The sequence below is a fragment of the Azospirillum sp. RU38E genome (assembly GCF_900188385.1).
GTDB lineage: Bacteria > Pseudomonadota > Alphaproteobacteria > Azospirillales > Azospirillaceae > Niveispirillum.
On record NZ_FZOI01000011.1, the window covers coordinates 51,773 to 63,244 of the forward strand.

10 protein-coding genes and 2 riboswitches are annotated in these 11,472 nt (G+C 65.6%); of the genes, 3 read left to right on the forward strand and 7 right to left on the reverse strand.

Annotated features, from left to right (window positions below):
* Positions 1-78: 78 nt before the first annotated feature.
* Both CHB97_RS17040 and CHB97_RS17045 read right to left on the reverse strand, forming a co-directional pair.
* Positions 79-2,379: an HAD family hydrolase gene (locus CHB97_RS17040; protein ID WP_089289205.1), complete on the reverse strand. Its 2,301-nt coding sequence runs from the start codon at positions 2,377-2,379 to the stop codon at positions 79-81.
* Between the two features lie 66 nt (positions 2,380-2,445).
* The gene (locus tag CHB97_RS17045) at positions 2,446-3,483 is read right to left on the reverse strand and encodes a LacI family DNA-binding transcriptional regulator (RefSeq protein ID WP_089289206.1); all 1,038 of its coding nucleotides are present in this window, start codon (positions 3,481-3,483) and stop codon (positions 2,446-2,448) included.
* A gap of 200 nt (positions 3,484-3,683) precedes the next feature.
* On the opposite strand from CHB97_RS17045, the gene CHB97_RS17050 reads away from it, so the two are divergent.
* Positions 3,684-4,109, forward strand: a complete 426-nt coding sequence (locus CHB97_RS17050; protein WP_200819996.1) for a helix-turn-helix domain-containing protein — start codon at positions 3,684-3,686, stop codon at positions 4,107-4,109.
* A gap of 161 nt (positions 4,110-4,270) precedes the next feature.
* Here the strand turns inward: CHB97_RS17050 and CHB97_RS17055 are convergent, their stop codons facing one another.
* Both CHB97_RS17055 and CHB97_RS17060 read right to left on the reverse strand, forming a co-directional pair.
* A complete protein-coding gene (locus CHB97_RS17055; RefSeq protein WP_089289208.1) occupies positions 4,271-5,095 on the reverse strand; it encodes a DUF2189 domain-containing protein in 825 nt (274 codons plus the stop codon).
* A gap of 266 nt (positions 5,096-5,361) precedes the next feature.
* Positions 5,362-6,405, reverse strand: coding sequence for an alpha/beta hydrolase (locus CHB97_RS17060; protein WP_089289209.1), 1,044 nt, complete (start codon positions 6,403-6,405; stop codon positions 5,362-5,364).
* A 246-nt stretch (positions 6,406-6,651) separates the two neighbouring features.
* On the opposite strand from CHB97_RS17060, the gene msrP reads away from it, so the two are divergent.
* Together msrP and msrQ are read left to right on the forward strand one after the other, a co-directional pair.
* Positions 6,652-7,584: a protein-methionine-sulfoxide reductase catalytic subunit MsrP gene (gene msrP, locus CHB97_RS17065; protein WP_089289210.1), complete on the forward strand. Its 933-nt coding sequence runs from the start codon at positions 6,652-6,654 to the stop codon at positions 7,582-7,584.
* Positions 7,584-8,207, forward strand: a complete 624-nt coding sequence (gene msrQ / locus CHB97_RS17070) for a protein-methionine-sulfoxide reductase heme-binding subunit MsrQ (RefSeq protein ID WP_089289211.1) — start codon at positions 7,584-7,586, stop codon at positions 8,205-8,207. Before msrP ends, msrQ begins: the two co-directional genes overlap by 1 nt.
* A 3-nt stretch (positions 8,208-8,210) precedes the next feature.
* Here msrQ and CHB97_RS17075 read toward each other — a convergent pair whose 3' ends face one another.
* The 3 genes from CHB97_RS17075 to recA all read right to left on the reverse strand — a co-directional run bounded on the left by CHB97_RS17075 (position 8,211) and on the right by recA (position 11,452).
* The gene (locus CHB97_RS17075) at positions 8,211-9,590 is read right to left on the reverse strand and encodes an L-serine ammonia-lyase (protein WP_244559579.1); all 1,380 of its coding nucleotides are present in this window, start codon (positions 9,588-9,590) and stop codon (positions 8,211-8,213) included.
* Positions 9,591-9,707: 117 nt separating this feature from the next.
* A riboswitch (glycine riboswitch) is annotated at positions 9,708-9,795 on the reverse strand.
* A 28-nt stretch (positions 9,796-9,823) separates the two neighbouring features.
* On the reverse strand, positions 9,824-10,105 hold the full coding sequence (locus CHB97_RS17080; protein WP_089367470.1) for a hypothetical protein: 282 nt from the start codon (positions 10,103-10,105) through the stop codon (positions 9,824-9,826).
* Positions 10,106-10,180: 75 nt separating this feature from the next.
* Positions 10,181-10,291: riboswitch (SAM-I-IV-variant riboswitch) on the reverse strand.
* A 120-nt stretch (positions 10,292-10,411) separates the two neighbouring features.
* Positions 10,412-11,452, reverse strand: a complete 1,041-nt coding sequence (gene recA, locus CHB97_RS17085) for a recombinase RecA (protein WP_200819997.1) — start codon at positions 11,450-11,452, stop codon at positions 10,412-10,414.
* Positions 11,453-11,472: the final 20 nt, after the last annotated feature.

The following is an 11,472-nucleotide window of genomic DNA, read 5'->3' on the forward strand; positions in this document are numbered from 1 at the left end:
ATTTTTCGTTCCCTCATGCGCCGGGCGGGCAGTCGCCAGCATCATATCCGCCAAGGGTTAACCTTTGGCGGATTGGTCTCAAACCAAACGGATCAGCCTCGGTGCTGCTCCCGACCCCTGCTGCATCAGGGCGGTCAGCTGGCGGGCATACCCCAGCGTCACCAGCACCAGCGGCAAGCCGGCATCGCGCATCGCCGCCATCGGCTGCACCGGCACGCCGTGGAACAGCGGGGGCGGGGCCAGATGTTCCATCAGGTCGGCATAGGCCGCTGGCTCCAGCCCGGCTTCCCGCGCGTGACGGATGAAATCCGGCCCCATGCCACCTTCCCCGCCCACGGCCAGAATGCCGAAACGGCGGACGCCTTGCTGCTGCAATCTGGACACCAGCGCTCGGCAGACGGGGCCATGCCCTGCCTCCAGCCCCAGCCGGTCGGCCGGTCGCTGAAAAATACCGGGGTCCAGCAGTGTCAGCGCGCCCTGCGGCCAGGGGGCCAGCGCTGGGCGCAGCCCCATGGCCAGGGCCAGGGTCGGCCCCTGTATCTGCGGGTCGGCCAGGGGACGCACGGTTTCAAGGGCGGTGGCGTCGCAGATCACCCGCTCCCCTTCCGTCCCGTCATTCTGGTCATAGGCCAGCCCGCCCAACAAAGCCCCCTCTGCCGACGTGGGGCGCAGCAGGGCGGCGGCCAGGGGCAACAGGGCGGTAAGGCCGGGGGCGGGCGGACTGTCCGCCGGGCTGGCGGCGGCCATCATGCCGGCATAGCGGCGGATGCCTTGCTGCATCAGGCCCAGCAGCCGTGCCTCTGTCCCCTTTGCCGGCGGATCGGCCAGCAGCGGCACTACCCTGCCATCCGGTTTGCGTTGATAGCCAAGTGTTGTGCCATGCAGCCCCGTCAGCACCCGTTCCAGCGGTTGCGGGCTGCGATAAAGGATGCGGCCCAAGGTCTGGCCAGCCGGGTCCAGCCCGGCAAAGACCTGGATGCCGATCCCGTCGGCCAGCGGGCCGGCAATATCGGCCACGGCATAGGCCAGGAAGATCTGGCAGCGCTGCCGCCCCTCCGGCAACAGCCGCACCAGTGCGGCGGGTGTACTGCCCCGCGCCCCCAGATCGACCAGCGCCACCGGCCCTTCCCCCAGCAGCGGCGTCAGATAATCCAGCAACAGGGCACGGGTTGCCGCCGCCTGCGCGGCGGCGCTGGCCGGCAGGGCGGGGGCATCGAATAAAGCCAGAGCGGGGTCGGCAGCCGCTGTGGCCAGCAATTGTTCCAGCGTCAGCCCGGCCCAGGGCAGCAGGTCTGCCGGCACCTGCCCGCCGGCCTGCTGCAACAGCCGGTCCCAGGGCAGATGTGGCCGGGCGGTCAGCAGGCGGCGGGCTGTGGTGGCATTGATCCCCGCCAGTTCCAGCGGCAACAGCGCTTGGCGGGAGACATAGAGCGGCGCCACCGTCAGCCCCCCGCCGCCCTGGCGGACGCAATCTTCCAGCAGGGGGGCGAACAGGGCCGCTTCGCGCATCAGCGGCAGGATACGCCTGATCCCCTGCCGCCGACATTCCGCCACCACCCAGCGGCAATATTCGGCCACCGCCGGCCCCAGCACCAGGGCACCGAATTCCAGCGCCTCGGCCTCGTCCGCTGCATCTGCCCGCCCGGCCAGGGCGGCGGCGCGGCGCGGCGGCAAGCCTTCCACCGGCGCCGCCAGCCCCGCCACCGACCGTTCACGTTCCCGCAGCCGGGCCAGCCCCGGCCCCGGTACATAATGGATCGCCTGCAGGCCCGCCGCCCGCGCCATGGCAACATCGCCCAGCGGATCGTCCCCCAGATGCAGGATACGCGCGGGCGGAATGTGTGGATGATCGGCCAGCAGCCTTTGGAACAGCCCGCCCCCTGCCTTGGACACACCCTCTGCGTTGGAGACATAAAGCCGGCGATAGAGGTCCGGCCCGATCCCGGCCCCGGCCAGCAGCCGGGTCAGGTCCGGCGGTGCCAGATACATGTCGGACAGCAGCACCACCGGGATGCCGGCCGCCGCCAGCCCCCGCAGCACCGGCAGCAGCAGCGGGTTGGCGAAAATGGCCTGTTGCTCCAATGCCAGTTCCAGGGCGGTCAGCGCCGCCGGATCGCCAAGGCCCAGTGCCGTGTAAATGGCGGCCAGATCGACCTCTCCGCCCGGCCGCCCCGCCCTGGCCCGCCGCTCCGCCTCCTGCCGGGCCAGCCGGAACAGGGGTGGGGAGAGGCTGGCCGGCACCAGACCGGCCGCCAGGGCCGCCGCCCCCACCTGTTCGAACAGTGCCGTCGGCGGTTCCACCCGGCGCAGCAGCAGCGTGTCGAAAATATCGAACGACACCAGCAACGGGTCGTGTTGCAACAGGCTGGTCAAATCCATGGACGCTGCGGATTCTTGGGTGAATGGGGCCGAACCCTGCAAAAGGGGACTGGCCGGTAGCATAGCTTAAAAGGCCGTGGTGGTCTGGCGGCAGACCAGGGCGTGGTTCAGTTGCTGGAACAGCGGGCCATCCATCACCGCACCGGTCAGCCGACCCACCAGCAGTTCAACGGCCCGCTGACCCAGCAGCTTCACCGGCTGGTGCACCGTGGTCAGCGGCGGCCAGACGATGGAGGCAACGGGCGCATCATCGAATCCGGTGATGGCAATATCGCCCGGTATATCCAGGCCACGCGCATGGGCCGCTGCCAGGGCGCCCGCCGCCATATCATCATTGGCGCAGACCAGCACGCTGGGTGGGTTGGGGACATCCAGCATTTCCGGCGTCAATCTTGTGCCGGATCGGAAGGTGAAATCGCCGCGCCGGATCAGGCAGGCATCATCGCCCAGCCCATGGTCGGTCAGGGCGCGGCGGAAACCCTCCAGCCGGCGTTCGGCGGAAAGATGCGCCTCCAGCCCCGCCATGAAGCCGAAGCGGCGATGGCCCAGCCGGATCAGGGCGCAGGTCAGATCATAGCCCGCCGCTTCATCATCCACACCCACTCCGTCGATCAGGGTGCGGGCGCTGGGGCCGGGGGAAACGGCCACCACCTTGCAGCCCCGCGCCAGGGCGGTTTCCACCAGGGCCAGATCGTCGCTGAAGGGCGGGCAGAGGATCAGCCCCTCGCAGCGCTGGTCATCGATCAGTTCCAGGATGCGCCGCTGCTGGTCCGGCGCATCCAGCGGGATCTGGTGGATCAGCAGCTGATAGCCCAGCGTGACACAGGCCCGCAGCGCCCCCAGCTCCAGGGCCGCCTCGTAATAGGAATTGGGCTCGCTCTCCGGATCGGAATTGAAGACAAAGCCCAGCGTACGGCTGGCCCCGCCGGCCAGGCTGCGCGCCTGCGGGTTGACCTTGTAATCCAGCGCCTTTACCGCCTCCATCACCTTGGTGCGCACGGCGGGGCGGACATTGGGGCCGCCATTCAACACGCGGGAGACGGTGACACGGGCCACGCCGGACAGGCGGGCGACATCGTCAATGGTCGGCTTCTTCCCGTTCAACCCTGCCGCTCCCAGGCTTTGGCATTATGATTATTATGGCGATGTAGCATAGAAGCCGTGGTTTCCCAATGGTGCAGCGGCACTATCGACATCGTTCTGTCAGTTAAATGTTATAAAACTGGTACCAGGGTGCGCGCGGGGCGGGCGCGCTGCGGCATAGGATGGGCGCGGTTCAACCCGTCACCCCGCCTGTTCGCCCGATGTCCGATCTTGCCTTTGATAATGGTGGCGCCATAGCGCCAAGCCCTTGCCCGCCGCACCGGGGCGGGCTTGCCCCCTGGCAATTGCGCCGGGTGCTGCGGATGATGGGCAATCTGGCCGGCGACCATGGGTTGGCCGATCTGGCGCGGGAATGCGGCATTTCCGTCGGCCATTTTTCCCGCGCTTTCAAACAAAGCGCCGGGATGCCGCCGCATCAATGGCTGTTGGAACGGCGGGTGGCGCAGGCGCGGCACCTGCTGGCAACCTCCCCATCCCCCATCGCGGAGATTGCGCAGCAATGCGGCTTTGCTGACCAGAGCCACTTAACGCGGGTTTTTGAACGCATCACCGGCACCACGCCCGGCCGCTGGCGCCGGCAATTGCCAGGGGTGGTGCCTGAAAATGAACAGCCGCCGGTCGGTTGACCGGCGGCTGTCATGCTGCTTTGCCGCTTCGGTTGAAGGCCGGCGACTGCCGGCCCGCGGGGTACCGTGCCCGCGCAAGCCAAGGGCACGGATGCGCCCGCCCGGCGCCTGAGGGAACACCAAATCTCTCTGGATCGGTTACGATCCAGAGAGATAGGTATTTATTCAGCGCCGGGAACCGGGGTGCGCCCCAACGCCCGTACATACAGGTGCCAGGTCGCATGGCCCAGCCAGGGCAGGGTGACGATCAGGGCCAGCAGGCCAGCGGCAATGCTGAACCCGATCACCACCGCCACCATGGCACCCCAGGCCAGCATCAGCGGCAGGTTCAGCAGCACCGCCCGCAGGCTGGCCAGGATGGCCGTCACAACATCCACATCCCGATCCAGCAGCATCGGTACGGAGAAAACCGACAATGCGAAGATCGTGGTGGCGATCAGCCCGCCGGCAATGATGCCGGTGGCGGCAAAGCGCAGCCCGGCGAAGCTGCCCGTCACGGCGGCCCAGAGCTGGGCCATCTCCATCGGGGCGGGGCCGAAATACAGCGCATAGATCAAGGTGGCGATCTTCAGCCAGGCGATGGTGGCAAATACCAGAAACAGGCCCAGCATCCCGATCTGGCTGCCGCCATGCCGGCGAAACGCGAAGAACACCTTCAGCGGTTCCACCGGCCGGCCCAACTGGCGCCGACGGCTGATATCATAAAGGCCCAGGGCCGCGAACGGCCCGAACAGCAGGAAGCCGGTAATGGCCGGGAACATCAGATGCGGCTGGTCCAGCATGGTCAGGGCCAACAGCCCGCCCAGGCCTAGCAGGGCATAGATGCCGCCAAAGGCCAGCCCATAGGCGGGGGCAGCCTTGAAATCGGCCCAGCCGTCGGCCAGGGCCTCCTGCAAATCATGGTTGGTCAACCGGCGTGCCGTCGGCACCGGCACATAATCCGCCGGGAGCGGCAGTATGCGCTCCCCCTCGTGAAACGCCACCATTACGTCCTCCCTTACCTGTATCGCACAGGGGGTGCCGGTCTCTTCCGGGCGGTCACCCAAAATTGATGGTGGCGCAAATTGTCGCGGCCCGCCAGTCAAAACGATGGATCGAATGGAGATATTTTTCAGTTGAATTTATGCTGTGTCGCAACCAAAGAATATATGCAGCGCAACAAAAAGAACCCCTGGCGACAGGCGCCAGGGGTGCAAGTGGGGACGGGTCAAGGAGGGAAGGTGAAATGTAAGGAAGGCGCCGCTGACTGGTTTCAGATACCCCCGCCATCGCTGAAGGCGTAGATATCGTGTGAGGCCAGCGCCCGGCCGATATCGGCGATGGCACGATTGGCGGCCGGCAAGCGGCCGCCCATGGTGATGAAGCCGTGCACCATGTCGGCGTAACTGCGATGGATCACCGGCACTCCGGCGGCGGCCAGCCGCCCGGCATAGGCGCGGCCTTCATCCAGCAGCGGATCGAATCCGGCGGTGATGATCACGGTCGGCGGCAACCCGTCGAACCGGGCTGCCCGCAGGGGTGACACACGCCAATCCTGTTCAACATCCTGGCCCGCCAGATAATTGGCGACATAGGCCAGATATTGCTTGCGCGTCAGCAGATAGCCATCGGCATGGGCGAAATGGGAGGGCAGGCTGGCCGACAGGTCGGTGCAGGGATAGATCAGCACCTGCCCCTTCAAGGCCGGTCCGCCTTCATCCCGCGCCTTCAGGGCCAGCACGGCGGCGATGTTGCCGCCGGCACTGTCCCCCGCCACGCCGATGGCCAGCGGATCGATGGCCAGCAGCGGGGCATAGTTGGACAGCCAGCGCAGCGCCTCCCAGCCATCTTCAATCGGGGCGGGCCAGGGGTTTTCCGGGGCCAGCCGGTAATCCACGGCGACGATGACATGGCCGGTGGCGATGGCCAGCTGGCGGCACAGCGTATCATGGCTGTCCAGATCGCCCACCGTCCAGCCGCCGCCATGGAAGAATAGCAGCGCCGGCAGCGGCCGGAACCCGAAGGAGGGACGATAGAGCCGCAGGTTCAGCTTACCGGCCGGGGTGTTGATCACCTCCTCCCGGATGGAGGCGATATCCGGGACCGTCGGCCCCAGCGCCCGGCGCACCTGGGTGAAGATACGGCGGGTTTCCGTCAGATTGCGCCCGGCGGTGGCGCTGCCGGCAATCAGGGTCACCACGTCCGCCACCTCCGGCGACAGGCCGGGGCCAACCACAAAATCCGGCACATCCGGCACCAGACGCAGGGAACTGTCGGCCGGAACGGGTTTGGAGAGCGGCAGCACATTGGTGGACATGGATTTTCTTCCGCCAGAAAGAGGAAGGTCGCCAGGGGAACGACGCTTTCTGAGGGGGATGGTGTCGGTTATTTCCTATTGAGTCAATGGGAATTATGTTTTTGTTTGTGAAATATCAATATAAACATATTTTATATGTAGATATGTATTCCTGTCGCAGCCTCGGCCTCGGGGCTAGCCGTGGCGGCGGCGCGCGCTTATCTTCTGCCCATGGGTTCCCCGCCCGCATGATGTGAGGAAAAGCCGATGCTGCTGCGCCATGCCCCCGATCTGGGCGAACGCGATGTGACGCCCCAGGCGCTCTATCTCAGCCGCCGGCATCTGCTGGCCGGGGCAGGGGGGATGCTGCTGGCCGGCAGTGCGGCGGCCAGCCCGCTGACGGCGGCCAAAAGCAGCCTTTCCACGGACGAGACCCCGACACCCCTGAAGGACATCACCAGCTATAATAATTATTACGAGTTCGGCGTTGATAAGTCGGAGCCGGCGCGCAATGCGCACCGGCTGACCACCAGCCCCTGGAATGTGCAGGTGGATGGCATGGTGGCCAAACCCACCAGCTTTGCCCTGGAAGATATCATCAAGCCGGCCAAACTGGAGGAACGCATCTACCGGATGCGCTGCGTGGAAGGCTGGTCGATGGTGATCCCCTGGATCGGCTTCCCCCTGGCCGATCTGCTGGCGCGGGTGGAGCCGCTGGGCAGCGCCAAATATGTGGCCTTTGAAACGGCGCTGCGCCCCAATGAGATGACGGGGGTGGGCGGTTTCCTGAAGGTGCTGGACTGGCCCTATCGGGAGGGCCTGCGCCTGGATGAGGCGCTGCACCCGCTGACCCTGCTGGCCGTGGGGCTGTATGGGGAGACGCTGCCCAACCAGAATGGGGCGCCGCTGCGTCTGGTGGTGCCGTGGAAATATGGTTTCAAGGGCATCAAATCCATCGTCCGCATCACCCTGACGGACAAGCAACCGCTGACCAGCTGGAACATGCAGGCGCCGCAGGAATATGGTTTCTATTCCAACGTCAATCCGGAGGTCGATCATCCGCGCTGGAGCCAGGCGACCGAGCGGCGGATCGGGGAAGGCGGGCTGTTCGCCAAGCGCCGGCCGACCCTGCCCTTCAACGGCTATGCTGATCAGGTGGCCGGGCTTTATACTGGCATGGATTTGCGGAAATTCTATTGATGGCCGCCCTGCCGCGCTGGCTGCGCCAGCCTGCCTTTCCTTCCTGGCCGCTCTATCTGCTGGGGCTGGTGCCGGGTGTCTGGCTGTTTGTCCAGGCGCTGACGGATAATCTGGGGGCCGATCCGGCCAAGGCGCTGGAACGCGGCCTGGGGGAATGGGCACTTCGGCTGATCATTCTCGGGCTGGCCATCACGCCGCTGCGCCAGTCCCTGGGCATTAACTGGCTGCGCTATCGCCGGGCGGTGGGGTTGCTGGCCTTCTTCTATGTGCTGGCCCATCTGGTCAGCTACATTCTGTTGGATCAGGGGCTGGATTGGGCGGCCATCGGGGCCGATATCCTGAAACGGCCTTATATCACAATCGGGATGCTGGGCTTTGTGCTGCTGCTGCCGCTGGCGGTGACCTCCAACAATGCCATGATCCGCCGGCTGGGCGGCGTGCGCTGGCGCCGGCTGCATCGGCTGGTCTATCCGGCGGCCCTGGCCGGGGCCGCCCATTTCCTGCTGCTGGTGAAATCCTGGCCGCTGGAGCCCATCATCTATGCCGCCATCGTGGTGGCCCTGCTGGGCTGGCGTCTGCTGCCCCGTGGCGGGCGTGAGCGACCCGCCACGGGGAGACTTTAAAAATCAACAGCCCACCACATTGACGGCCAGCCCGCCCAGGCTGGTTTCCTTATACTTGGAACTCATCTCCACGCCGGTTTGGCGCATGGTTTCAATCACCGCGTCCAGGGAGACGACGTGGCTGCCATCGCCGCGCAGGGCCAGATAGGCGGCATTGATCGCCTTCACCGCGCCCATGGTGTTGCGCTCGATGCAGGGCACCTGCACCAGCCCGCCGATCGGGTCGCAGGTCAGGCCCAGATTATGTTCCATGCCGATCTCGGCGGCATTTTCGATCTGCTGATTATTGCCGCCCAAGGCTGCGGTCAGCCCGGCGGCGGCCATGGAACAGGCCACCCCGACTTCCCCCTGGCAGCCCATTTCGGCCGCCGAGATGGAAGCGCGAATCTTGTACAGAAAACCGATGGCCGCCGCCGTCATCAGCAAGGTGCGCGATCCAGTGCGGTTGGCGCCGGACACGAAGGTCTCATAATATTTCAGCACGGCGGGCAGGATGCCGGCAGCCCCATTGGTGGGCGCCGTCACCACCCGGCCGCCGGCGGCATTCTCCTCATTCACGCTCAGCGCGTAGAGGCTGACCCATTCGAACACGTGGGACGGCTCGATCCGGGGCATACTGGCCATCAGGGTCTGATGCAGGGAACGGGCGCGGCGGCGCACCTTCAGCCCGCCCGGCAGGATGCCATCCTGCCGGCAGCCGCGCTCGATGCAATCCAGCATGGCCTGGCGCACCTTGTCGACAAACTCCACCGTCTCGGCCCGGCTGCGGAACGCCTCCTCATTGGCCCAGACAATATCGGCGATGGACAGGCCCTTCTGTTCCCCGATGGTCAGCAGCTCGGCACCGGAACTGAACGGGTGGGGCAGGGTGACATTGGGCCGGTCGCCGGCATCGGCCCCTTCCATGCGGATGGCCCCGCCACCCACGGAATAGAAAACCTGCTCCAGCTGCCGCCCATCGACATAATGCGCGGTAAAGCGCATGGCATTGGCATGGAAGGGCAGGAATTCCCCCATGCGAAAGCGCAGATGGTCCGCTTCCACAAAATGGATCGCCGTACCACCGCCCAGGGGCAGTGACTGGTCGCGTGCAATGGCGGCGATCAGGTCCGGCACGGCATTGGGATCAATGCGGTCCGGCAGCCAGCCGGACAGGCCCAGCAGCACAGCATGGTCGGTGGCATGGCCCTTGCCGGTCAGCGCCAGCGAACCATAAAGATCGCAGGTGACCATATCCGGCTGGCCATGGGCAGTGGCCATGGCGGCAAAAACCGCCCCTGCCCGCATGGGCCCCACCGTGTGGGAACTGGACGGGCCGATGCCGATGGTGAACAGATCGGTCACCGAAAGGGAAGGGAACAGCGGGGTGGCGGCAATGGTCACGATGGCGGACACTCCTGGCGTGGCGGCTTTTCTGCCGCCCGGTTGTGCCCGCTCTGTCTGTTTGCCTGAGATCGCTATCCCTTCGGCGGGCGCGCGAAGCGCCACTTTCCAGATATTATGTCCGACGGGTCCTTTTGCCTGAGAGTTTCCGGGGCGGTTGCTCCTTCGGCGCTGGCGCAGGGCCAGTCTCTCCCTCGTCGGGTAGCATCCATTCCATTGTTGCAGGGCTGCTGTCAAGCCATGCCGTTCGCCCAGCGAACCGCCTGTTCCACCTGATCCCCTTCCAGCACCCGCAACAGGGCGACCAGCCCGCCGATGCGCCCCGGCTGGCGTTGCACCCGGTAAATATGCGTCCACAGCCCGCGGCTGCGATGCAGCACCACGAACAGGGCGCGGTCGCCCTCGGTGGGGCCGACCGGCTGCACCTGATCGCCAGGGGCGGCAATCAGGTCACGCAGCCATTCATCACCCGGATGAAAGGGGGCGGGGGCCAAGGGTGCGGTCACAAACATCATGCACTCCACAAAAGGCGCCTACAGGGCCACAGGAGGCAGACGTGACGGGACCAAGCCAAAGGGTGGAGAGAGAATCGCCGCCCGCTTCGTTGCCGGTGAACCGGCCGCATCGCCCCGTCAGAGGCCGCCACCTTGCCCGGGTAGGCAGGTTGGCGCCGGACCCAAGTCCGGCTCTGGATGCTGGAAGAAATCTTCCTGGCGCCGCTTTTATCCCAGATGGGCTGTCGGCGCAAGGGTATGAAAAAGCCCCGCCCGGCGAAAGACCGGGTGGGGCTGCGGAACGATCCCCGTGCGAGGGAGAAAGGATCATTCGGGGCTGGAGGCATCCCCATCGGTTTCCGGCGTGCCCATCATGGCGCCCGCCACGATGCCGGCATTGGCGCGGATTTTCTGTTCGATGCTGTCGGCCACGGCCGGGTTGCTGCGCAGGAAGGTCTTGGCGTTTTCACGCCCCTGCCCAATGCGCTGCCCGTCATAGGAGAACCAGGAACCGGATTTGTCCACCACGCCGGCCTGGATGCCCAGATCCAGCAGTTCACCCACCTTGGACACGCCTTCGCCATACATGATGTCGAATTCGACCACCCGGAAGGGCGGGGCCATCTTGTTCTTCACCACCTTCACGCGGGTCTGGTTGCCGGTGACCGTCTCCCGGTCCTTGATGGCGCCGATGCGGCGAATATCCAGGCGAACCGAGGCATAGAATTTCAGCGCATTACCGCCGGTCGTCGTTTCCGGATTGCCGAACATGACGCCGATCTTCAGGCGGATCTGGTTGATGAAGATCACCAGACAGCGCGACTTGGAGATGGAGCTGGTCAGCTTGCGCAGCGCCTGGCTCATCAGGCGGGCGTGCAGGCCGACATGGCTGTCGCCCATTTCGCCTTCCAGTTCGGCGCGCGGCACCAGGGCCGCCACCGAATCCACCACCAGCACGTCGATAGCACCGGAGCGCACCAGCGTGTCGGCGATTTCCAGGGCCTGTTCGCCGGCATCGGGCTGGGAGATCAGCAGCTCATCCACATCCACGCCCAGCTTGCGGGCATAGGAAGGGTCGAGCGCATGTTCAGCATCCACAAAGGCGCAGACGCCGCCATTCTTCTGTGCCTGGGCGATGGCGTGCAAGGCCAGCGTGGTCTTGCCCGAGCTTTCCGGCCCATAAATTTCAACGATGCGGCCACGTGGGAGACCGCCGATACCCAGGGCGATATCCAAACCCAGCGAACCGGTGGACACGACTTCCATTTCGGAAATCGCCTCCTTGGCACCGAGCTTCATGATGGAGCCCTTGCCAAAGGCGCGTTCGATCTGGCCGAGTGCTGCGTCCAGAGCTTTTTGCTTGTCCATGGGTGTTTCAACCAGACGAA